Genomic DNA, 22631 nt, shown 5'->3' with positions numbered 1-22631 from the left:
GCTCGCGATGCGCCGCGCGGGCGGCGCTCGATCTCCCAGGCGCCACACACCACAAGGCCTGCACCCTAGGCCGCAATCCACCCCTGCTCCACCATCGACAACGGCTCTCCATCACCCACGATGATGTGATCGAGCACCCGCACATCGATCAACGCCAACCCCCGCTTCAACGAAAGCGTCATGTGCACGTCATCCTGGCTCGGTTCGCTGTTGCCCGAAGGATGGTTATGGCAAAGGATCAACGCCGCCGCGTTATGCATCAACGCCCGGCGCACCACCTCGCGCGGATAGACGCTGGCCCGGTCGATCGTGCCTCTGAACAGGATCTCGAACGCCAGCGGCCGGTGCTTGCTGTCCAGAAACAGGCAGCCGAATACTTCGCTGGCCTCATGGCGCAGCATGGCCTTGAGGTAACGCCGCACCGCCGCCGGGCTTTCCATGGCGGGTGTGCGCTCGATGCTTTCGTCCAGATAGCGCCGGCCGATCTCCAGCAGTGCTTGCAACTGGGCGTACTTCACCGGCCCCAGGCCTGGTTCGCGCAAGACGGCTTGGCGATCAGCCTCGAGAAACTGCCTGAGCCCGCCAAAACGCACCAACAGCCCGCGCGCCAGGTCCACCACGTTGCGCCCGGCAACGCCCGAACCCAGCAACACGGCGAGCAGCTCGGCATCCGACAACACGGCGGCCCCGCGCAACAGCAACTTCTCCCGGGGCCGCTCATCCGCCGGCCATTCCCTGATATTCATCCTTGCTCCTTTGCCCCACTACGGCACGTTTCGGCCCTGTGTTAATCTATTTCGCCTCGTACATGCGACGTTCTGCCGCAGGCAGTATTTTTTGTCGCCGCCCGCTCTCACTGGAAAAAGGCAAGCCTATGCAGCGGCTGTATCGCAAGCGCATCGTTCTCGGCGTAGGGGGTGGCATTGCCGCCTACAAGAGTGCCGAGCTGATTCGCCGACTCCTGGAGCACGGCGCGCAGGTGCGCGTCGTCATGACCCGTGGTGGTGCCGAGTTCATCACCCCGCTGACCCTGCAGGCGCTGTCCGGCCACCCGGTGCACATGGACCTGCTCGACCCTGCCGCCGAAGCGGCCATGGGCCATATCGAACTGGCCAAGTGGGCCGACCTGGTGCTCATCGCCCCCGCCACCGCCGACCTCATGGCGCGCATGGCCCAAGGCATGGCCGACGACCTGCTGACCACCCTGGTGCTGGCAACCGATGCCACCGTGGCCGTGGCCCCTGCCATGAACCAGGCCATGTGGCGCGATCCGGCGACCCAGGCCAATCTCGAGCTGCTCAAGAGCCGTGGCATCCAGGTGTTCGGCCCGGCTTCCGGCAGCCAGGCCTGTGGCGACGTCGGCCTGGGCCGCATGCTCGAAGCCACCGACCTGGCCTGGTGCGCCGCCGAAAGCTTCCAGCGCCAGGCGCTGACCGGCAAGCACGTGCTGATCACCGCTGGCCCGACCCAGGAAAACATCGACCCGGTGCGTTACATCACCAATCATAGCTCCGGGAAGATGGGCTTCGCCCTGGCCGAGGCGGCCGCCGAAGCCGGGGCTCGGGTCACCCTCGTGACCGGCCCTGTGCACCTGCCGACCCCCGACCGGGTCACGCGGATCGACGTGGTCAGCGCGCGGGACATGCTCGCGGCCTGTGAAGCGGCCATGCCGTGCGACCTGTTCATCGCCTCGGCAGCGGTCGCGGACTACCGCCCAGAAGTCGTCGCCACGCAAAAGTTGAAGAAGGATCCTACGACCGGCGACGGCATGCTGCTGCAGATGGTGCGTAATCCCGATATCCTTGCGACCATCGCTGGCCGTGACGACCGCCCGTTCAGCGTCGGCTTCGCCGCCGAAACCGAACACTTGCTCGATTACGCCACGCGCAAGCTCAAGGACAAGAACCTCGACCTGATCGTCGCCAATGATGTGGCCAACCCCACCATCGGCTTCAACAGCGAGGAAAATGCCCTGACCGTGATCGACCGCCAGCAGCACCAGACCCTCTTCGCGCAGACCAGCAAGGGCAAGATCGCCCGGCAACTGGTCGCCTTCATCGCCGAACGGCTCAATCAGGTTCAATAAGTTACATGCACGCTCTTCAAGCCAAGATCCTCGACCCACGCCTGGGCACCGAATTCCCCCTGCCGCAGTACGCCACTCCCGGCTCCGCCGGCCTGGACCTGCGCGCCCTGCTCAAGGAGGACACCGTCCTCGAGCCAGGCCAGACCCTGCTGATCCCGACCGGCCTGTCGATCTACATCGGCGACCCTGGCCTGGCGGCGATGATCCTGCCGCGCTCGGGCCTGGGCCACAAGCACGGCATCGTGCTGGGCAACCTGGTCGGCCTGATCGACTCGGACTACCAGGGCGAGCTGATGGTGTCGTGCTGGAACCGCGGCAACACGCCATTCACCATCGCTGTCGGCGAACGCATCGCACAGCTCGTGCTGGTGCCTGTGGTGCAAGCGCATTTCGACATCGTCGAGCAGTTCGACGAGAGCCAGCGCGGCACCGGCGGCTTCGGCCACTCCGGCAGCCACTGAGCCGGGAAACCACTGATCGAGCCAAGGATGGCGAACTCTCTGGCGAAACCATCGTCCAAGCGTTCAGTTTGCGCCTGCCCAGAAAGCCTTTGATTATGGAGTTTCCAGAGATGAACGATATGGCCCACCTGGTCCCCGCATTGCCTGACAGCATTTTCCGCGCCTACGACATCCGTGGCGTGGTCGGCAAAACCCTGCACGCCGAAACCGCCTACTGGATCGGCCGCGCCATTGGCGCCCAGACCCTTGCCCAGGGCGAACCGCAGATCTCGGTTGGCCGCGATGGCCGCCTGTCCGGCCCGATGCTGGTCGAGGAACTCATCAAAGGCCTGGTCGACGCCGGCTGCCAGGTCAGCGATGTCGGCCTGGTGCCGACCCCGGCGCTGTATTTCGCCGCCAACGTCCTCGCCGGCAAGTCCGGGGTGATGCTCACCGGCAGTCACAACCCGTCGGACTACAACGGCTTCAAGATCGTCATCGCTGGCGACACCTTGGCCAACGAGCAGATCCAGGCCCTGCTGACCCGCCTGAAGACCAACGACCTGACCCGCGCCGAAGGCGGCGTGCAGAAGGTCGAGATCCTCGAGCGCTATTACCAGCAGATCGTCGCCGACGTGAAGCTGGCCAGGAAACTCAAGGTGGTGGTGGACTGCGGCAACGGCGCTGCGGGCGTCATCGCCCCGCAACTGATCGAGGCACTGGGCTGCGAGGTGATTCCGCTGTTCTGCGAGGTGGATGGCAACTTCCCCAACCACCACCCGGACCCGGGCAAACCGGAAAACCTCGAAGACCTGATCGCCAAGGTCAAGGAAACCGGTGCCGACATCGGCCTGGCCTTCGATGGCGACGGCGACCGCGTGGGTGTGGTGACCAACACCGGCAGCATCGTCTACCCGGACCGCCTGCTGATGCTGTTCGCCCAGGACGTGCTGTCGCGCAACCCGGGCGCCGAGATCATCTTCGACGTCAAGTGCACCCGCCGCCTGACCCCGCTGATCGAACAGCACGGTGGCCGTGCCCTGATGTGGAAGACCGGCCATTCGCTGATCAAGAAGAAGATGAAGCAGACCGGTTCGCTGCTGGCCGGCGAGATGAGTGGCCACATCTTCATCAAGGAACGCTGGTACGGTTTCGACGACGGCATCTACAGCGCTGCGCGCCTGCTGGAGATCCTCAGCAAGGCCGGGCAGGACGCCGAAACCCTGTTCGCCGCGTTCCCGGATGATATTTCCACGCCGGAAATCAATATTGATGTGACCGACGAGGGTAAATTCAGCATCATTGATGCACTGCAACGCGACGCCGACTGGGGCGAAGCCAACCTGACCACCATCGACGGTGTACGGGTCGACTATGCCCGCGGCTGGGGCCTGGTTCGCGCCTCCAACACCACGCCGGTGCTGGTGCTGCGCTTCGAGGCCGAAGACGACGCCGAGTTGCAACGTATCAAGGATGTTTTCCGCGCCCAGTTGCTGCGGGTTGCCCCTGAGCTGCAACTGCCGTTCTGACCGACTATCTGTTCCTGACAGGAGCCCTGCATGACCCTCGATCGCGATGCCGCTTCCCATGTAGCCGAGGTTTTGTCCGAAGCACTGCCTTACATCCGCCGCTTCGTCGGCAAGACCCTGGTGATCAAGTACGGCGGCAACGCGATGGAGAGCGAAGAGCTCAAGACCGGCTTTGCCCGGGACATCGTGCTGATGAAGGCCGTGGGCATCAACCCGGTGGTCGTGCACGGCGGCGGCCCGCAGATCGGCGACCTGCTCAAGCGCCTGTCGATCGAAAGCCACTTCATCGATGGCATGCGCGTCACCGACGCGGCGACCATGGACGTGGTTGAAATGGTCCTGGGTGGCCAGGTCAACAAGGACATCGTCAACCTGATCAACCGCCACGGCGGCAGCGCCATCGGCCTGACCGGCAAGGACGCGGAGCTGATCCGCGCCCGCAAGCTCACGGTCAGCCGCCAGACGCCAGAGATGACCCAGCCGGAAATCATCGACATCGGCCATGTCGGCGAAGTGGTCAGCGTCAACACGGACTTGCTGAACATGCTGGTCAAAGGCGACTTCATCCCGGTCATCGCGCCTATCGGCGTGGGTGCCAATGGTGAGTCGTACAACATCAACGCCGACCTGGTAGCCGGCAAGGTGGCCGAAGCGCTGAAAGCCGAGAAGCTGATGCTGCTGACCAACATTGCCGGTCTGATGGACAAGCAGGGTGAGGTCCTCACCGGCCTGACCACCGAGCAGGTCAACGAACTGATTGCCGACGGCACCATCTACGGCGGCATGCTGCCGAAGATCAAGTGCGCGCTGGAAGCGGTCCAGGGTGGCGTCAACAGCTCGCACATCATCGACGGCCGCGTGCCGAATGCCGTGCTGCTGGAGATCTTCACCGACAGCGGTGTGGGTACCCTGATCACCAACCGCAAGCGTCACTGACTCGTCTGGCCTCATCGCCGGCAAGCCGGCTTCCACAAGGATCGCACCGAACCCTGTAGGAGCCGGCTTGCCGGCGATGAGGCCGGGACAGGCGACACAAAAAAAGCGACCTTCATGCGAGGGTCGCCTTTTCCATTTCAGGCCAGGATCAGATCCCGTACTGCGCCCGATACGCCTCCACAGCCGGCAAGTGCTGCTTGAGCTGCGGGTCATCGGCCAGGAACTCCAGCACCTGGGTCAGCGAAACGATGCTGACCACCGGAATGCCGAAGTCACGCTCCACTTCCTGGATCGCCGACAGTTCGCCATTGCCGCGCTCTTCGCGGTTCAACGCGATCAGCACGCCAGCGGCCTTGGCCTGCTGGGCATTGATGATCTGCATGACCTCACGGATGGCAGTACCGGCAGTGATCACGTCGTCGATGATCAGCACTTCACCGGCCAGCGGTGCGCCGACCAGGCTGCCGCCTTCGCCGTGGTCCTTGGCTTCCTTGCGGTTGAAGCACCATGGCACGTCGAGCTGATGCTGGTCCGCCAGCGCCACGGCGGTGGTCGCCGCCAGGGGAATACCCTTGTAGGCCGGGCCGAACAGCACGTCGAACGGGATCTTGCTGTCGACGATGGCCGCCGCGTAGCAACGACCCAGCTGCGCCAGGGCGGAACCGGTGTTGAACAAGCCGGCATTGAAGAAATACGGGCTGGTACGCCCCGATTTCAGGGTGAATTCACCGAAGCGCAGCACGCCGCGATCGATGGCAAAACGGATGAAGTCGCGCTGATACGGCTGCATGTAAAGTCCCGGACACCACGGATTTAGCTAAATGGGTTGAGCTCGGGTATCATACACGCACGAGATTTTTGGGGCCATTTATGCGGATCATCAGTGTGAACGTGAATGGCATTCAGGCTGCGGCCGAGCGAGGATTGCTCAGCTGGTTGCAAGCCCAGAATGCCGACGTCATCTGCCTTCAGGATACCCGCGCCTCGGCCTTTGAACTCGACGACCCAGCTTTCCAGCTCGATGGCTATTTCCTTTATGCCTGCGACGCGGAGGTACCCGCCCAAGGTGGCGTGGCACTTTACTCGCGCATGCAACCCAAGGCAGTCATCACCGGCCTGGGCTTCGAGACAGCCGACCGCTACGGGCGTTATCTGCAAGCAGATTTCGACAAAGTCAGTATTGCCAGCCTGCTGCTGCCTTCGGGCATGAACGGCGACGAAGACTTGAACCAGAAGTTCAAGTTGATGGACGACTTCGCCAAGTACCTGGACAAGCAGCGTCGCAAGCGTCGCGAGTACATCTACTGCGGCTCGTTCTACGTGGCGCAGCAGAAGCTCGACATCAAGAACTGGCGCGACAGCCAACAGTCCCCGGGCTTCCTGCCACCGGAGCGGGCCTGGATGGACGCGATCACCGGCGACATGGGCTACGTCGATGCGCTGCGCGAAGTCAGCCGCGAAGGCGACCAGTACAGCTGGTGGCCGGACAACGAACAGGCCGAGATGCTCAACCTGGGCTACCGGTTCGACTACCAGATCCTCACCCCGGGCCTGCGCCGCTTCGTGCGCAATGCTCGCCTGCCGCGTCAGCCGCGCTTCTCGCAGCATGCGCCGCTGATCGTCGACTATGACTGGACGTTGACCATCTGAACCCTTGGGGCTGCTTTGCAGCCCAATCGCCGGCAAGCCGGCTCCCACAGGTAAAGCGCAGGCCTCAAGGCCAGCGGAGTACTTGGGGGAGCCGGCTTGCCGGCGATTGGGGGCACAGAAAATCTACTTGATCGGCCGCCAGATCAGGGGATACCGATAAGGCTTCCCTTCATTGGCCCTGACCGCCGCAATGACGATCAGGATCAGCACCGCCACCATCAGCATGGCGAACAGCACCAGCCCGATGAACACGAACATCAGCAGGAAACAGATGAACCCGGCAACGGTCACGCTGATCTGAAAATTCAGCGCCTCCTTGCCCTGGGCATCGATGAAGGGGTCCTGCTCGCGCTTGAGGTGCCACAGCACCAGCGGGCCCAGCAGATGCCCGAGGGGCACCACCAGGCCCAGCAGCGCGCTGAGGTGACAGAACATCGCCCATTGCCGGACATCGGCATTGGGCGGGGTGATCGACAGTTGAGGATCGCTCATGCCCCGCACCTCCCTGGCTGGGATCAGTCGGCCAGCGCGGCCTTCTGCAGTTCGAAGATCTCGTCCATGCCTTTTTGCGCCAGCGCCAGCATGGCGTTGAAGTCTTCAGGCTGGAACGGCTTGCCCTCGGCAGTGCCCTGCACTTCGATGAAACCACCGGCGCTGGTCATGACCACGTTCAGGTCGGTCTCGGCAGCGGAGTCCTCGAGGTAGTCCAGGTCGAGCACCGCTTCGCCCTGGTACATGCCCACCGAGACAGCCGCGATCATGTGCTTGAGCGGGTTGCCGGCCTTCAGGCCACCACGTTTCTTGATCACCGCCAGGGCATCGCACAGGGCGACCATGGCACCGGTGATCGAGGCAGTGCGGGTACCGCCATCGGCCTGGATCACGTCGCAGTCGATGTACAGAGTGATATCACCCAGCTTGCTCATGTCCAGCGCGGCGCGCAGCGAACGGCCGATCAGACGCTGGATTTCCAGGGTCCGGCCGCCCTGCTTGCCACGGCTGGCTTCGCGCTGGTTACGCTCACCGGTGGAACGCGGCAACATGCCGTATTCGGCCGTCAGCCAGCCTTGGCCCTGGCCTTTGAGGAAGCGGGGAACACCATTCTCGACGCTGACCGTGCAGACGACCTTGGTGTCGCCGAACTCGACCAGTACCGACCCCTCGGCGTGCTTGGTGTAGTTGCGGGTGAGGCGGATCGAGCGGAGCTGATCGGCGGCGCGACCACTTGGACGTTTCATCTGGGATACCTGTACCGGGATTTTGAATCTGCCAGCATTATAGAGCCCGTCGCCCGGCGAGGACACGCCTATTGTCGCGCCGCGGACAGCCTGTCGCCTTTTGCCACCGTCTCGGCCGGGCTCTGTAACATGGGTGGATTGGGCGTCGAGGCCGTCACTGCGCTACAATCCTGCGCCTTGCAGCCGAAAGGCTGCCCCGTTCATTCCATCTACGCGAGGTACTCCCATGGTGCACAGCATGACCGCTTTTGCTCGTGTCGAACGCGCAGGCAGCCAAGGCACCCTGGTCTGGGAGCTGCGCTCGGTCAACCACCGCTACCTGGAGCCCCACCTGCGCTTGCCGGACGCCCTGCGCGACCTTGAAAGCGCCGTGCGCGAAGGTTTGCGCCAAGGCTTGTCGCGCGGCAAGGTCGAATGCACCTTGCGCCTGCACGAGGACAGCAACGGCAAACCGCTGAAGGTCGACCATGTTCGCGCCGCGCAGCTGGTCGCCGCCGCCGAAGAAGTCGCCGGCCTGATCCAGCAGCCCGCACCGCTCAACCCCCTGGAAGTGCTGTCCTGGCCAGGTGTGCTGGTCGCCGATGCCAGCGACCCGCAAGCCCTGAATGCCGAAGCCGTGGCGTTGTTCGACGAGGCCTTGGCCGAGCTCAAGGCTGGGCGCCTGCGCGAAGGCCAGGAGCTGGCCCGGCTGATCAACGAGCGCCTGGACAGCATGGCCCACGAGGTCACCACCCTGCGCGCCCTGGTACCGCAGATGCTCGCCGCGCAACGGCAGAAGATCATCGACCGCTTTGGCGACCTGAAGGCTGAACTCGACCCGCAGCGCCTGGAGCAGGAGATGGTGCTGCTGGCCCAGAAAAGCGACGTCGCCGAAGAGCTGGACCGCCTCAGCACCCACGTCAACGAAGTGCGCCGGGTGCTCAAGTCCGGCGGTGCCGCAGGCCGGCGCCTGGACTTCCTGATGCAGGAGCTCAACCGCGAAGCCAACACCCTGGGCTCCAAGGCCTTCGACCCACGCAGCACGCAAGCGGCGGTCAACCTGAAGGTGCTGATCGAACAGATGCGTGAACAAGTACAGAACATCGAGTAAGGCCATCCCCACCATGAATCACAGCAGCGGCACCCTTTACATCGTTTCGGCACCTTCGGGTGCCGGCAAGACCAGCCTGGTCACCGCCCTGACCAAGGACGACCAGCAGATTCGCGTCTCGGTCTCGCACACCACGCGCGCCATGCGCCCGGGCGAGCAGCACGGCGTCAACTACCACTTCGTGGTGCACGACGCATTCAAGGCGCTGATCGAGCAGGGTGACTTCCTCGAGCACGCAGAAGTGTTCGGCAACTACTATGGCACCTCGCGCAGCGCGCTGCAGCAGACCCTCGACCAAGGCTTCGACCTGATCCTGGAGATCGACTGGCAAGGTGCCCAGCAAGTGCGCAAGCTGATGCCCGACGCGCTGTCGGTGTTCATCCTGCCGCCGAGCCAGGAAGCCCTGCGCCTGCGCCTGGACGGCCGCGGGCAAGACAGCGAGGAAATCATTGCCGGGCGCATGAAGGAAGCGGTCAGCGAGATGGTGCACTACGACGAGTACGACTACGTCATCATCAACGATGACTTCGGCGTGGCGCTGGAGGAGTTGAAGGCGGTGTTCGTGGCCAACCGGTTGCTGCTGAAGAAGCAACAGCAGCGCAACAGCGGGCTGCTGAAAGAACTGCTTTCCTGATAGACCGAAAGGGGCCGCTTTGCGGCCCCTTTTGTTATTCCTGCAGCTGCAAGGTCGCCTGCTGACGCAGGGTAGCCCCCAGGAAGTAAGCCGGCGCACGCATCCGCGACAGCAGCATCAGTACGATCCCCAGTACCGAGATGATCGCCGCAATCACGAACACCAGGCCCAGCCCACCCACGTGCGAGCCACTGCCGAAGTCTGGCGAAGCGCTGTCGATCGCAGTACGCACGAAGATCACCGACAGGATCACCCCACCCAGCAGCGGGCACAGGCCACGCATGAAGAAGTGACGCAGGCTGTCGAACAGGCTGTTGCGGAAATACCAGACACAGGCGAACGCCGTCAGCGAGTAGTAGAAGCAGATCATCATGCCCAGCGCCGTGATGGTGTCAGCCAGCACGTTCTCGCTCAGAGTGCGCATGGTCACGTAGAACACCGCGGCAGCCACACCTGCACAGATGGTCGCGTAACGCGGGGTCTGCGAGCGCGGGCAGACGGTGGCGAACTTCTGCGGCACTGCCCCGTAGTAACCCATGGCCAGCAGCGTGCGCGCCGGCGAAACGAAGGTCGACTGCAGCGAAGCCGCGGTGCTGGCCAGCACGGCGATGGACATCAGGATCGCCAGCGGCCCCATGACCGGGCCGGCCAGGTGGGCGAAGACGTTTTCCTGGATGCGCGGGTTGTTCAGGCCCAGACCGTCCTCGCTGATCCCGGCGAACTGCAGGGTAGCGATAGCGGTAAGCAGGTACAGACCGAGAATTAGCAGCACGGTCCAGGTCGCGGCCTTGCCCGGCACTTCCTCGCTACCGATCGACTCTTCACTGACGGTCAGGCACACGTCCCAGCCCCAGAAGATGAAGATCGACAACGACAAGCCGGCGGCAAAGGCCGAGAACGACTCGACGCCAAACGGATTGAACCACGCCAGATCGAATGCCAGCGGTGGCGGCGCGGTGGTTTCGCTGAAGGCAGCAAAGGCAAAACCGATCAACACCAGCAGCTGCAAGGCCACCAGGCCATATTGCACGGTCATGGTCGTGGTCATGCCGCGGCAGCAGATCCACACTGCCAGGGCAATGAACACGCAACACGTGGCGATGTTGATCAACAGGTTGTCGGCCAGCGCAGACAGTTCATGGTTGCCGGTGATCTGGGCGAGGAACAGGTAGAAGAAGTCAACCGCCACTCCCGCCAGGTTGGAGAGCACGATCGTGGTGGCGACCACCAGCCCCCAGCCGCCGATCCAGCCAATCATCGGCCCGAAGGCGCGGGCCGACCAGGTGAACGAGGTGCCGCTGTCCGGCTCTGCCGAATTCAGCTCGCGGTAGCCGAGGGCGACCAGCAGCATGGGCAGGAAGCCAACGATAAAGACGGCTGGAAGGTGAGCACCGACCTCCCGCACGGTGGGGCCGAGGGCGCCGGTCAGGGTGTAGACCGGGGCAATGGTGGAAATGCCCAGCACCACGCTGGCCAACAGGCCAAGACTGCCCTTGGCCAGGCCTTTGCTGCGTTGAGTGCTGCCCGAGTCGGCCGCGTCGGGTGGGCGGCCGGCTTCTGTGTAATTGCTCATGAGAAAATGCCGTAACTATTGGAATTGTTGTCACAGGCCTTGCAAGCAAGGCGCTTTCACTCATTGAAAGCTTGCGAGTCGATGTCAGTCATCCAAGACCTTCGGGTAATGTTCCTACCGTGCAGCATGGGCAATGCAGGCCTCGCGGAACGCCTGGAACAGGCTCCGAGAGACCGGGTTTTCGGCGAAACGCCATTCCGGGTGCCACTGCACACCGAGCACGAAGCCCGGGGCATCAGGCATCGACACCGCTTCGATCAGGCCATCGGGGGCCCGTGCTTCGACACGCAGGCCTGGGGCCAGACGGTCGATACCCTGGCTGTGCAGCGAGTTGACCTCGAACTGCGCGGCCAGGCCCAGGCGCTCGAACATCCCGCCAGGTGCAACGCTGACAGAATGACGAGGGCCGTATTGCACCTCCAGGGGTGCATCCTCAGGTTCTCGGTGGTCCAGGTAACCTGGCAATTCCTGCACGCGCTGATACAGGCTGCCGCCAAGGGCCACATTCAGTTCCTGGAAACCACGGCAAATGCACAACACCGGCACGCCGGCGGCAATCGCGGCCTGCAGCAACGGCAAGGTCAGCCGGTCACGGGCAAGGTCGTGCCGGGTGCCTTCCGCGCTGGGGGCGCCATTGTAATGATGCGGCTCGATATTTGAAGGCGAGCCGGTAAAAAGAATGCCATCGAGCCCGGCCAGCAACGCCTGGGTGTCGCTGCCCCCGTCACGCGCCGGCAGGATCAGTGGCAGCCCGGCGAACCCTGCGGCCTCGACATACTTGTCGCCCACCGTGTGCGACGAGTTCTTCCCAACCTGCTGGCGGCAGGCGCTGACACCGATCAAGGGGACCGCATTTGCGCTCATGGGCTTACACCGTGTGCAGGTACCAGTTGTACTCGAGGTCGGAGATCGACACTTCGAACTCGGCCAGCTCGCTTTCCTTGCAGGCGACGAAGATATCGATGTAGTCCGGGCTGATGTATTGGTTGAGGACTTCGCTGTCGTCCAGTGCGCGCAGGGCGTCGCGCAGGTTGTTCGGCAGGCTTTGTTCCAACTGCTCGTAGGAGTTGCCTTCGATCGGCGCACCTGGCTCGACCTTGCAGGTCAAGCCGTGGTGGATGCCGGCGAGGATCGCCGCGAGCATGAGGTACGGGTTGGCATCGGCGCCGGCGACGCGGTGCTCGATGCGCACGTTCTCGCTACTGTCGGTCGGTACGCGAACCGCCACGGTGCGGTTGTCCAGGCCCCAGCTCGGTGCATTGGGGACGTAGAACTGCGCGCCGAAGCGGCGGTAGGAGTTGATGTTCGGGCAGAGGAAGGCCATCGACGCGGGCATGGTCGCCAGCACGCCGCCAATGGCGTGGCGCAGCGCATCGCTTTGCAGCGGGTCATCGTTGCTGAAGATGTTCTTGCCGGTCTTCTTGTCCAGCAGCGAGATATGCACGTGCAGGCCGTTGCCCGCCTGGCCCGGGTAAGGCTTGGCCATGAACGTGGTGTCCATTTCATGGTCGTAGGCAACGTTCTTGATCAGGCGCTTGAGCAGGATGGCGTAGTCGCAGGCCTTGAGCGGGTCGGCGACGTGGTGCAGGTTGACTTCGAACTGCGCCGGGGCGCTTTCCTTGACGATGGCATCGGCCGGCAGGCCTTGCTCCTTCGCCGCTTCCAGCATGTCCTGCAGGCAGTCGGCGTATTCGTCGAGGTCGTCGATGAGGTAGACCTGAGTCGACTGTGGGCGCTTGCCCGAAATCGGCGAACGCGGCGGCTGCGGACGGCCGTTGAGGTTGTCCTGGTCGATCAGGTAGAACTCCAGCTCGAACGCGGCGCAGATATCCAGGCCCAGGTCGTCGAACTTGCTCACCACCTGGCGCAGCACTTCGCGCGGGTCGGCGAAGAACGGCGCGCCGTCCAGCTCGTGCATGGTCATCAGCAGCTGTGCGGTCGGGCGCTTCTGCCAAGGCTCGTCGGACAGCGTACCGGGGATCGGGAAGCAGATACGGTCGGCATCGCCGATATCCAGGCCAAGCCCGGTGCTTTCGACGGTAGAGCCATTGATGTCCAGGGCGAACAGCGACGCCGGCAGGTTGATACCCTTCTCGTACACCTTGTGCAGGCTGGCCCGCTCGATGCGCTTGCCACGTACCACGCCATTCATGTCGGAGATCAGCAGATCGACGTACTGAGTGTCCGGATGGGCCTGGAGGAAGTCATTCATCTCGCTGGAAGAACTGGCGCACGGGGTGACCGACGTCATGGTGTACATCCTTTGATGTGCTGCGGCGATGTGGGGGATACGGCTGGCGCCACACGGGCGACGATGGTTGCAGCTGTTGTTCTTTTCACTTTCCCATCGTGGGGATTGGTTACCCGACCGGGCGCATTGATTCCCAGGGGCGGTTCCACTATAAAATGGCCTCAGTGCAACAGACATTGGCAATTCAGCAAGCAGAGCGTGCATCAATGCAATATCAGATAACCCACGCCGACCTCTCACTGGTCCTGGCCCTGGAGCGCGGGCGCTCGTTGGCCAAGGCCGCCGAGCTGCTGAAAGTGGACGTTTCCACCGTATTCCGTTCGATCCGTCGCCTCGAGTCGGCGCTGGGCACCGCGCTCTTCGTCAAGAGCCGCAAAGGCTACCTGCCGACCGATACCGCGCAGGCTTTGGCCGAACAGGCCGAACGTGCGGAGCAGGCGCTGGATGCCGCGCGCATCGCCATGAGCAGTGGTGAACAGGTGGTCAGCGGCACCGTGCGCCTGACCTGCACCGAGGCGGTGATGCACAGCCTGCTGCTGCCGGCGCTGGCGGCCTTCATGCCGAACTACCCGGCCTTGTCGCTGGAGATGGGCACTTCCAATACCTTCGCCAACCTCAGCCGGCGCGATGCCGACATCGCCCTGCGGCTGACCAACACGCCGCCGGAGCACCTGGTCGGGCGCTGCCTGGGCTCCACATCCTATGTGATCTGCGGCCAGCCCCACTGGCGCGAACGCCTGACCGAATCGGCCAGCAGCGTACCGTGGATCGCACCGGACGATTCGATGCAGGACCATCCCACGGTGGTCTGGCGCAACCGCCAGTACCCAGGGCTGAGCCCGCGCTATCAATGCAGCAGCATGTCGACCATCGCCCAGTTGGTAAGCACCGGGATGGGCGTGGCGGCACTGCCCGACTACATGGTGGATGCACTGCCAGGTGTCGACGCGTTGAGCGGGCCCCTGCCCGGTTGCGATACCCAGCTGTGGTTGCTGACGCGACCGGATTGCCGGGCGCTGCGTTCGGTGCAGACCTTGTTCGAAGAGCTGACGCCACGGTTGCGGGACGCGATGCTCTGAGGGTATCGTCAGGCCCATGTAGCCGAGGCGTCTGCTGCGGCCCTTTCGCCGGTAAGCCGGCTCCCACAGGGAGCGCGGTGATCTCGGCAACTGTGGGCGCTGGCTTGCCAGCGATGCAGCCACCGCAGGTCCATCGGGTAAAACAGCGCTTCCCTATTGGCTGGTGATTTTTTAAACTATCGAGTCCGCCTGCCCATCTTGGGCTGCACGCCCACCGCATTTGCTACTGAGGAAGACCATGGCCCGCGTAACTGTTGAAGACTGCCTGGAACACGTGGATAACCGTTTTGAGCTGGTCATGCTCTCGACCAAGCGCGCCCGTCAGCTGGCTACCGGCGGCAAAGAGCCGCGCGTAGCGTGGGAAAACGACAAACCGACCGTGGTCGCCCTGCGCGAGATCGCCGAAGGTATCGTCACCCCCGAGTTCATCGCCGCCGAAGAGATCGTCACCGAGGATCCGGTCTTCGCCGCGTTCGAGGACGAGTCCAACGAGGCTGTCTGATCCATGCCTGGTCGACGTTGCGCGGCACAAGGCCCTCTTCCTCGGCAAGAGGTGAAATCATGCCGGGCATAGAAGCCTTAGCCGAACGGCTGTCGACCTACCTGGGCCCCGAACAGGTCAACCTGGTTCGCCGGGCCTACTTCTACGCCGAACAGGCGCACGATGGGCAGCGCCGCCGCAGCGGCGAGCCCTACGTGACCCATCCGCTGGCCGTCGCCAGCATCCTCGCCGACATGCACATGGACCATCAGAGCCTGATGGCGGCCATGCTGCACGACGTGATCGAAGACACCGGCATCGCCAAGGAAGCCCTCAGCCAGCAGTTTGGCGAGACGGTGGCCGAACTGGTCGATGGGGTCAGCAAGCTGACCCAGATGAACTTCGAAACCAAGGCCGAGGCGCAGGCCGAGAACTTCCAGAAGATGGCCATGGCCATGGCCCGCGATATCCGCGTGATCCTGGTCAAGCTGGCCGACCGCCTGCACAACATGCGCACCCTGGAAGTCCTGTCGGGCGAAAAGCGCCGGCGCATCGCCAAGGAAACCCTGGAAATCTACGCCCCCATCGCCAATCGCCTGGGCATGCACACCGTGCGCGTGGAATTCGAAGACCTCGGTTTCAAGGCCATGCACCCGATGCGCTCGTCGCTGATCCACCGGGCGGTCAAGAGCGCACGCGGCAACCGCAAGGAAATCGTCGCCAAGATCGAGCACTCGCTGGCCAACTGCCTGGCTGCCGACGGCATCCAGGGCGAGGTCAGCGGGCGGCAGAAGCACCTCTATGGCATCTACAAGAAGATGCGCGGCAAGCGTCGCGCCTTCAACGAGATCATGGACGTGTACGCCTTCCGCATCATCGTCGACAAGGTCGACACCTGCTACCGCGTGCTCGGCGCCGTGCACAACCTGTACAAGCCGCTGCCCGGCCGGTTCAAGGACTACATCGCGATCCCCAAGGCCAACGGCTACCAGTCGTTGCACACCACCTTGTTCGGCATGCACGGGGTACCCATCGAAATCCAGATTCGCACCCACGAAATGGAAGAGATGGCCAACAACGGCATCGCCGCGCACTGGCTGTACAAGTCCAACGACGACGAGCAGCCCAAGGGCAGCCATGCCCGCGCCCGTCAGTGGGTCAAGGGCATCCTCGAGCTGCAGCAGCGTGCCGGCAACTCGCTGGAATTCATCGAGAGCGTGAAGATCGACCTGTTCCCGGACGAGGTCTACGTCTTCACCCCGAAAGGGCGGATCATGGAGCTGCCCAAAGGCTCCACAGCCGTCGACTTCGCCTACGCGGTGCATACCGACGTCGGTAACAGCTGCATCGCCTGCCGCATCAACCGGCGCCTGGCGCCGTTGTCCGAGCCGCTGCAGAGCGGCTCCACGGTGGAAATCGTCAGCGCCCCCGGCGCGCGACCCAATCCGGCCTGGCTCAACTTCGTGGTCACCGGCAAGGCGCGCACGCACATCCGTCACGCGCTCAAGCAGCAGCGTCGCTCCGAGTCGATCAGCCTCGGCGAGCGCCTGCTGAACAAGGTATTGACCGGCTTCGACAGCAGCCTGGAACAGATCCCCCACGAGCGTATCCAGTCGATATTGACCGAATACCGCCTGGAGTTGATCGAAGACCTGCTCGAAGACATCGGCCTGGGCAACCGCATGGCCTATGTGGTCGCCCGTCGCCTGCTGTCAGCCGAAGGCGAACCGTTGCCGGCGCCGGAAGGCCCGCTGGCGATCCGCGGCACCGAAGGCCTGGTGCTGAGCTACGCCAAGTGCTGCACGCCGATCCCGGGCGACCCGATCGTCGGCCACCTGTCGGCCGGCAAGGGCATGGTCGTGCACCTGGAGAACTGCCGCAACATCAGTGAAATCCGCCATAACCCGGAGAAGTGCGTGCAACTCTCCTGGGCCAAGGACATCACCGGTGAGTTCAACGTCGAACTGCGCGTCGAGCTCGAGCACCAGCGCGGCCTGATCGCCCTGCTGGCCAGCAGCGTCAATGCCGCCGACGGCAACATCGAGAAGATCAGCATGGATGAACGCGACGGTCGTATCAGCGTTGTCCAACTGGTGGTCAGCGTGCACGACCGCGTGCACCTGGCTCGTGTGATCAAGAAACTGCGTACGCTGACCGGCGTGGTCCGCATCACCCGCATGCGTACGTAGTCCGCCAACCGCAAGGAGTCATCATGAGCAAGACCGTCATCAACAGCGACAAGGCCCCAGCGGCCATCGGCACTTACTCGCAGGCGATCAAGGCCGGCAATACCGTGTACATGTCGGGCCAGATCCCGCTGGACCCGAAAACCATGGAACTGGTCGAAGGCTTCGAAGCCCAGACCGTGCAGGTGTTCGAGAACCTCAAGGCCGTGGCCGAAGCCGCTGGCGGTTCGTTCAAGGACATCGTCAAGCTGAACATCTTCCTCACCGACCTCAGCCATTTCGCCAAGGTCAACGAGGTGATGGGCCGCTACTTCGAGCAGCCCTACCCAGCCCGCGCCGCCATTGGCGTTGCCGCGCTGCCGAAAGGCTCGCAGGTCGAAATGGACGCCATCCTGGTCATCGAGTGATGCCGCTGGTGACGGGCGCCCTGCCCGTCACCTTCCTGTTCAAGGTTATCCCATCATGCGTCAAGCACTGCCTCTCGCGCTGGCAGCCCTGCTCCTGGGCGGCTGCGCCAGCCACAAACCCGAAGATTTCAACGGCACCTGGATCAACCAGGACGCCATCAAGGCCGCCATCAAGGGTGGCAGCCTGCGCCAGGCCCTGAACGAACACGGCCCGGTATTCGAGTGGAAACTCGATGTGGCCAACCAGCAGGCCAGCTACAGCAATGGCTTCGAGGCCGCCGACGGCCAGTTGAGCGCCAATGACAAGCAATGGCAGGCCAGCTTCGAGGGCGGCCAGACAGAACAACTGGCACTGGACGGCGATGAACTGCAAACCACCGACGCTTCCGGCGCCAAACAGACGTTCGTGCGCGCCAAACAAGCGGGCGCTGCGCCACTGGGTGGCAGCTTCGAGAAAGCGCTGTACCAGGCCTACATGGGCGGCGAGTGGAAGATTGTCGAAGGCCAGGGCAAGGGCGGTGTGGTGCATTTCGCCGACAACGGCAGCGTGACCGGCCTGCCAGGCCCGGACCGTTACGCCCTGTGCCTGGCCGGCGACTGCGCCAGCATGGGCGGCAGCAACGACAGCCTGTGGCTGGAGCGCAACCAGCGTGGCGCGCCGTTCATCTTCAAGCGCGATGGCGACAAGCTGGAGATTTTCCAAGCGGTGAACCGTGCACAGGCGGATGAGATGCCGCAATTGGCGGCGGGTAAGCGGCAGTGGGTGCTGGAGCGCGACTAGCTTCAGGCTTGAGCTGACTTTACTGGCCCTATCGCCGGCAAGCCGGCGATGAGGCCTGCAGACTCAGCCCTTACCCTGCAGAATGGCCGCATACCCTTCCTTGTAACTCGGATATGCCGGCACCCAACCCAACGCCCGCACCCGCGCATTGCTGCAGCGCTTGCTGCCGGTACGCCGCACCCGCTGCTCATCCGACCACTCGGTAACCCCCATGTACGCCCGCAACCAGGCCACTACCTCGGCCAGCGGCGCCGGGTCGTCATCGACACCTATATAGCAATCGTCCAGCGCCACTCCCTCAACGTCGGCTTGCAGCAGAAAGGCCAACAGGCTTGCGGCATCTTCGGCATGAATGCGGTTGCCATACAACGGCGGCTCTTCAGCCACCCGATAGCCCTGGCGCACCTGGCTCAGCAACCACTCGCGGCCGGGTCCATAGATCCCGGTCAAGCGCACGACACTGGCCGGGATGCCACTCTCGAGCGCCAGCCGTTCGGCCTCCAGCATCACCCGCCCGGAATAGCCCTGCGGTTCGGTGGCAGCGGTCTCGTCGATCCACTCCCCGTCCTTTTGCGCGAACACACTGCTGCTGGAGACGAACAGCAAACGCCGCGGTCGCTGCCCACGCGCGGCCAGCCACGCCAATACGTTGCGCAAACCTTCGACGTAGGCCGCTTGATAACCTGCCTCATCGTGCTGGCTGGCCGCGACGCAATACACCAGGTAATCCGGTGACTGTTGCGGCCAGGCCTGGGGTATGTGCGTATCCGAGAGGTCGGCAGCGATGGGCGCTACGCCTGGCGGTAGCTGCCCGACAGAGCGCCGCAGGCCGCTCACTTGCCAGCCAGAGGCCAGCAGTTGCTGGGCCAGACGCCCCCCAACATCACCACAACCCACAATGACAGCGGAAAGGTCTGACATCGAAATAGTCCTTTTCCCAAAGGGTCAGACTATCTGGATTACGCGATAAGCGGCTATACCAAGGTTGAAAAAAGCAACAAGATTACTTTTGTTAACAAGAATTACTTGCAATAATGGCCCCCTATTTGTTCTCGGCCTATCTCGAGAGGCCTTGGAGAACGCTCACTTTTTTCTTCATCAGGTCCGGCCAGCATGACACGTACTCAACCTTCCGCTTCGCCAACCCCGTCGCGCGCCTGGCGCGCCATCGCCGCGCTGATGTTCAGCCTGGTGCTGGCCCCGGTGGCCATGGCCGATGAGCCAACTGCCAACGCCAGCGCACCCGCTGCCGCCACCGCTCCGGCAGCCCCGGCCGCCGAAGGCCAGGCACCTGCCGGCGACGCCCAGGCTGCCGTTGCGGCCGACGCCCCGGTAGTGGTGGACCCGGCCACCGAAGCGCTGGTCGAGGACACCTCCCTGGGCATGGCCCACGACCTGTCCCCTTGGGGCATGTACAAGAACGCCGACGTGGTGGTGAAGGCCGTGATGATCGGCCTGGCCATCGCCTCGATCATCACCTGGACCATCTGGATCGCCAAAGGCTTCGAACTGATGGGCGCCAAGCGTCGGCTGCGTGGCGAGATCGCCCTGCTGAAGAAGTCCGCCACCCTCAAGGAAGCCAGCGACCACTCCAACAAGGAAGGCACCCTGGCCCATACCTTGGTCCACGATGCCCTCGAAGAGATGCGCCTGTCGGCCAACGCCCGCGAAAAGGAAGGTATCAAGGAGCGCGTCAGCTTCCGCCTGGAGCGCCTGGTTCACGCCAGCGGCCGTAACATGAGCAGCGGCACCGGCGTGCTGGCCACCATTGGTTCCACCGCACCGTTCGTCGGTCTGTTCGGTACCGTCTGGGGCATCATGAACAGCTTCATCGGCATCGCCAAGACCCAGACCACCAACCTGGCCGTGGTTGCTCCAGGCATCGCCGAGGCCTTGCTGGCCACCGCTCTGGGCCTGGTCGCGGCAATCCCGGCCGTGGTCATCTACAACGTCTTCGCCCGCTCCATCGCCGGCTACAAGGCGCAGGTTTCCGACGCATCGGCACAGGTCCTGCTGCTGGTCAGCCGTGACCTAGACCACCAGGGTAGCGAGCGCGCTGCCCCGCACATGGTGAAAGTAGGGTAAGCCATGGGCCTGCATCTCAACGAAGGTGGCGACGACCTCGCCGAAAACCACGAAATCAACGTCACGCCGTTCATCGACGTGATGCTGGTGCTGCTGATCATCTTCATGGTCGCCGCTCCCCTGGCCACGGTCGACATCAAGGTCGACCTGCCGGCCTCGACCGCCAAACCGGCACCGAGGCCCGAGAAACCGGTGTTCGTCAGCGTCAAGGCCGACCAGAAGCTGTATGTCGGCGACGATCAGGTGCCTGCCCCCGAACAGCTTGGCGCGATGCTCGATGCCAAGACCAAGGGTGACAAGGAAACCACCATCTTCTTCCAGGCCGACAAGGGGGTGGATTACGGTGACCTGATGGAAGTGATGAACAACATGCGCGCGGCCGGCTACCTCAAGGTCGGTCTGGTAGGTCTCGAGACGGCAGCGAAGAAATGACGAAACCGCGCTCAAACGTGGCGCGCTACGGTGGCAGCCTGGCGATCGTGCTGGGCGTGCACGTGGTCGCTGTGCTGCTGACGCTCAACTGGTCGGTGCCCCAGGCCATCGAGCTGCCCCCGGCAGCCATGATGGTCGAGCTGGCGCCGCTGCCCGAGCCTGCACCGCCGCCGCCACCGAAGGCCGCCCCACAGCCACCGGCACCGGTCGAGGAACCGCCGCTGCCCAAGCTGGTGGAAGCGCCGAAACCGAAGATCGCCATCGCCAAGCCACCCAAGCCGAAGCCCAAGCCACAGCCGCCCAAGCCTGAGAAAAAGCCTGAGCCGCCCAAGGACGAGCCACCGGCCAAGGAAGAAGTGGTGGACACGCCGCCAAGCAACACGCCACCGCAGAAGTCGGCGGCACCGGCTCCGAGCATCGCTTCGAACAGCAAAGCCTTGCCGACCTGGCAGAGCGATTTGCTGCGTCACCTGGCGAAGTACAAGCGCTACCCGGAAGACGCGCGCCGTCGTGGCCTACAGGGCATCAACCGCCTGCGCTTCGTGGTCGACGCCGAAGGCAAGGTGGTGTCGTACTCGATGGCCGGAGGCTCCGGCAGCGCGGCGCTGGACCGGGCGACCCTGGAGATGATCCGTCGGGCAGGCACGGTACCGAAGCCGCCACCTGAGTTGCTGAACAATGGCACGATCGAGGTCGTGGCTCCGTTCGTCTACTCGCTGGACCGCCGCTGACACTTTTGTTTCTGTCACAAATCGGCAACTCTGATAACGTGCGTCTATCGATTGCAGCCGCTATGCTGGGCCCGCAACTTCATGGACGCACGTTATGACCCTCACAGAACTCCGCTATATCGTCACCCTCGCCCAGGAGCAGCACTTCGGCCACGCCGCCGAACGCTGCCATGTCAGCCAACCGACCCTGTCGGTCGGCGTGAAAAAGCTTGAGGACGAGCTTGGTGTGCTGATCTTCGAGCGCAGCAAGAGCGCAGTACGGCTGACCCCGGTCGGCGAAAGCATCGTCGCCCAGGCGCAGAAGGTGCTCGAGCAGGCCCAAGGCATCCGCGAACTGGCCCAGGCCGGCAAGAACCAACTGACGGCCCCGCTCAAGGTCGGTGCCATCTATACCGTCGGCCCGTACCTGTTCCCGCACCTGATCCCGCAGCTGCACCGCGTGGCGCCGCAGATGCCGCTGTACATCGAAGAGAACTTCACCCATGTGCTGCGCGAAAAACTGCGCAACGGTGAACTGGACGCGGTCATCATTGCCCTGCCGTTCAACGAAGCCGACGTACTGACCCTGCCGCTGTACGATGAGCCCTTCTGTGCCTTGATGCCCGCCGACCACCCGTGGACCGCGAAGAAGACCATCGACACCGCCATGCTCAACGACAAGAGCCTGCTGCTGCTCGGCGAGGGCCACTGCTTCCGCGACCAGGTGCTGGAAGCCTGCCCGACGCTGAACAAGGGCGGTGAAGGTGCCCGGCACACCACGGTCGAGTCCAGCTCGCTGGAAACCATCCGCCACATGGTCGCCTCCGGCCTCGGCGTGTCGATCCTGCCGCTGTCTGCGGTGCACAGCCACCATTACGCGCCCGGGGTGATCGAAGTACGCCCACTGACCGCGCCAGCACCGTTCCGTACCGTGGCCATTGCCTGGCGCGCCAGCTTCCCGCGGCCGAAGGCCATCGAGATCCTTGCCGACTCGATCCGTCTCTGCTCGGTCGCCAAGCCGCCCGTGGAACAACCGGCCTGAT

Annotated in this window: 23 protein-coding genes and 1 pseudogene; 16 read left to right on the top strand and 8 right to left on the bottom strand. The window is 63.6% G+C overall.

The window, feature by feature from the left end:
* Positions 1-65: 65 nt before the first annotated feature.
* Positions 66-746 carry a RadC family protein gene (radC, locus tag PPL01S_RS05270; RefSeq protein WP_028625868.1) on the bottom strand — a complete coding sequence of 227 codons (681 nt, stop codon included), beginning with the start codon at positions 744-746 and terminating at the stop codon, positions 66-68.
* Positions 747-874: 128 nt separating this feature from the next.
* Between radC and coaBC the strand changes: the two genes are divergently transcribed.
* The 4 genes and pseudogenes from coaBC to argB all read left to right on the top strand — a co-directional run bounded on the left by coaBC (position 875) and on the right by argB (position 4991).
* Positions 875-2086: a bifunctional phosphopantothenoylcysteine decarboxylase/phosphopantothenate--cysteine ligase CoaBC gene (gene coaBC / locus PPL01S_RS05265; protein WP_016394036.1), complete on the top strand. Its 1212-nt coding sequence runs from the start codon at positions 875-877 to the stop codon at positions 2084-2086.
* Between the two features lie 5 nt (positions 2087-2091).
* A complete protein-coding gene (gene dut / locus PPL01S_RS05260; RefSeq protein ID WP_008091574.1) occupies positions 2092-2547 on the top strand; it encodes a dUTP diphosphatase in 456 nt (151 codons plus the stop codon).
* Positions 2548-2681: 134 nt separating this feature from the next.
* A pseudogene (locus PPL01S_RS05255) lies at positions 2682-4055 on the top strand (phosphomannomutase/phosphoglucomutase); the annotation flags it as partial.
* A gap of 30 nt (positions 4056-4085) precedes the next feature.
* Positions 4086-4991, top strand: coding sequence for an acetylglutamate kinase (argB, locus tag PPL01S_RS05250; RefSeq protein WP_016394034.1), 906 nt, complete (start codon positions 4086-4088; stop codon positions 4989-4991).
* A 148-nt stretch (positions 4992-5139) separates the two neighbouring features.
* Here argB and pyrE read toward each other — a convergent pair whose 3' ends face one another.
* Positions 5140-5781: an orotate phosphoribosyltransferase gene (gene pyrE / locus PPL01S_RS05245; protein ID WP_016394033.1), complete on the bottom strand. Its 642-nt coding sequence runs from the start codon at positions 5779-5781 to the stop codon at positions 5140-5142.
* 80 nt (positions 5782-5861) lie between these two features.
* Here pyrE and crc point away from each other — a divergent pair, with 80 nt between their 5' ends.
* Positions 5862-6641: a catabolite repression control protein Crc gene (gene crc / locus PPL01S_RS05240; RefSeq protein WP_008091582.1), complete on the top strand. Its 780-nt coding sequence runs from the start codon at positions 5862-5864 to the stop codon at positions 6639-6641.
* 123 nt (positions 6642-6764) lie between these two features.
* Here crc and PPL01S_RS05235 read toward each other — a convergent pair whose 3' ends face one another.
* Together PPL01S_RS05235 and rph are read right to left on the bottom strand one after the other, a co-directional pair.
* Complete coding sequence (locus PPL01S_RS05235; protein WP_016394032.1) at positions 6765-7133, bottom strand: DUF4870 domain-containing protein; 369 nt, start codon at positions 7131-7133, stop codon at positions 6765-6767.
* A 23-nt stretch (positions 7134-7156) separates the two neighbouring features.
* On the bottom strand, positions 7157-7879 hold the full coding sequence (gene rph, locus PPL01S_RS05230; RefSeq protein WP_008091585.1) for a ribonuclease PH: 723 nt from the start codon (positions 7877-7879) through the stop codon (positions 7157-7159).
* 226 nt (positions 7880-8105) lie between these two features.
* On the opposite strand from rph, the gene PPL01S_RS05225 reads away from it, so the two are divergent.
* A complete protein-coding gene (locus PPL01S_RS05225) occupies positions 8106-8969 on the top strand; it encodes a YicC/YloC family endoribonuclease (RefSeq protein ID WP_016394031.1) in 864 nt (287 codons plus the stop codon).
* Between the two features lie 13 nt (positions 8970-8982).
* The gene (gene gmk / locus PPL01S_RS05220) at positions 8983-9603 is read left to right on the top strand and encodes a guanylate kinase (protein ID WP_028625867.1); all 621 of its coding nucleotides are present in this window, start codon (positions 8983-8985) and stop codon (positions 9601-9603) included.
* A gap of 34 nt (positions 9604-9637) precedes the next feature.
* Here the strand turns inward: gmk and PPL01S_RS05215 are convergent, their stop codons facing one another.
* The 3 genes from PPL01S_RS05215 to PPL01S_RS05205 form a co-directional block, all read right to left on the bottom strand.
* On the bottom strand, positions 9638-11176 hold the full coding sequence (locus tag PPL01S_RS05215) for an APC family permease (RefSeq protein WP_016394029.1): 1539 nt from the start codon (positions 11174-11176) through the stop codon (positions 9638-9640).
* A gap of 114 nt (positions 11177-11290) precedes the next feature.
* The gene (locus PPL01S_RS05210; protein WP_016394028.1) at positions 11291-12040 is read right to left on the bottom strand and encodes a gamma-glutamyl-gamma-aminobutyrate hydrolase family protein; all 750 of its coding nucleotides are present in this window, start codon (positions 12038-12040) and stop codon (positions 11291-11293) included.
* A gap of 4 nt (positions 12041-12044) precedes the next feature.
* The gene (locus PPL01S_RS05205) at positions 12045-13427 is read right to left on the bottom strand and encodes a glutamine synthetase family protein (protein WP_016394027.1); all 1383 of its coding nucleotides are present in this window, start codon (positions 13425-13427) and stop codon (positions 12045-12047) included.
* A gap of 206 nt (positions 13428-13633) precedes the next feature.
* On the opposite strand from PPL01S_RS05205, the gene PPL01S_RS05200 reads away from it, so the two are divergent.
* The 5 genes from PPL01S_RS05200 to PPL01S_RS05180 all read left to right on the top strand — a co-directional run bounded on the left by PPL01S_RS05200 (position 13634) and on the right by PPL01S_RS05180 (position 18361).
* Positions 13634-14506 carry a LysR family transcriptional regulator gene (locus PPL01S_RS05200; RefSeq protein ID WP_016394026.1) on the top strand — a complete coding sequence of 291 codons (873 nt, stop codon included), beginning with the start codon at positions 13634-13636 and terminating at the stop codon, positions 14504-14506.
* A 238-nt stretch (positions 14507-14744) separates the two neighbouring features.
* Positions 14745-15008, top strand: a complete 264-nt coding sequence (rpoZ, locus tag PPL01S_RS05195; protein ID WP_016394025.1) for a DNA-directed RNA polymerase subunit omega — start codon at positions 14745-14747, stop codon at positions 15006-15008.
* Positions 15009-15067: 59 nt separating this feature from the next.
* Positions 15068-17176 carry a bifunctional GTP diphosphokinase/guanosine-3',5'-bis pyrophosphate 3'-pyrophosphohydrolase gene (gene spoT / locus PPL01S_RS05190; RefSeq protein WP_016394024.1) on the top strand — a complete coding sequence of 703 codons (2109 nt, stop codon included), beginning with the start codon at positions 15068-15070 and terminating at the stop codon, positions 17174-17176.
* 23 nt (positions 17177-17199) lie between these two features.
* Positions 17200-17580: a RidA family protein gene (locus PPL01S_RS05185; RefSeq protein WP_003253379.1), complete on the top strand. Its 381-nt coding sequence runs from the start codon at positions 17200-17202 to the stop codon at positions 17578-17580.
* 55 nt (positions 17581-17635) lie between these two features.
* Positions 17636-18361, top strand: coding sequence for a hypothetical protein (locus tag PPL01S_RS05180; RefSeq protein ID WP_016394023.1), 726 nt, complete (start codon positions 17636-17638; stop codon positions 18359-18361).
* Positions 18362-18424: 63 nt separating this feature from the next.
* Here PPL01S_RS05180 and PPL01S_RS05175 read toward each other — a convergent pair whose 3' ends face one another.
* Positions 18425-19282 carry an SDR family oxidoreductase gene (locus PPL01S_RS05175; RefSeq protein ID WP_016394022.1) on the bottom strand — a complete coding sequence of 286 codons (858 nt, stop codon included), beginning with the start codon at positions 19280-19282 and terminating at the stop codon, positions 18425-18427.
* Between the two features lie 192 nt (positions 19283-19474).
* Between PPL01S_RS05175 and exbB the strand changes: the two genes are divergently transcribed.
* The 4 genes from exbB to PPL01S_RS05155 all read left to right on the top strand — a co-directional run bounded on the left by exbB (position 19475) and on the right by PPL01S_RS05155 (position 22630).
* Positions 19475-20446, top strand: coding sequence for a tonB-system energizer ExbB (gene exbB, locus PPL01S_RS05170; protein ID WP_016394021.1), 972 nt, complete (start codon positions 19475-19477; stop codon positions 20444-20446).
* 3 nt (positions 20447-20449) lie between these two features.
* Complete coding sequence (exbD, locus tag PPL01S_RS05165) at positions 20450-20878, top strand: TonB system transport protein ExbD (RefSeq protein ID WP_016394020.1); 429 nt, start codon at positions 20450-20452, stop codon at positions 20876-20878.
* Positions 20875-21609, top strand: coding sequence for an energy transducer TonB (locus tag PPL01S_RS05160; RefSeq protein WP_028625866.1), 735 nt, complete (start codon positions 20875-20877; stop codon positions 21607-21609). Before exbD ends, PPL01S_RS05160 begins: the two co-directional genes overlap by 4 nt.
* A gap of 94 nt (positions 21610-21703) precedes the next feature.
* Complete coding sequence (locus PPL01S_RS05155; RefSeq protein WP_016394018.1) at positions 21704-22630, top strand: hydrogen peroxide-inducible genes activator; 927 nt, start codon at positions 21704-21706, stop codon at positions 22628-22630.
* The last annotated feature ends 1 nt before the right edge of the window (position 22631 follow it).

It is taken from the genome of Pseudomonas plecoglossicida NBRC 103162 = DSM 15088 (assembly GCF_000730665.1).
GTDB lineage: Bacteria > Pseudomonadota > Gammaproteobacteria > Pseudomonadales > Pseudomonadaceae > Aquipseudomonas > Aquipseudomonas plecoglossicida.
This window is presented reverse-complemented; position numbering and strand designations above follow the sequence as displayed.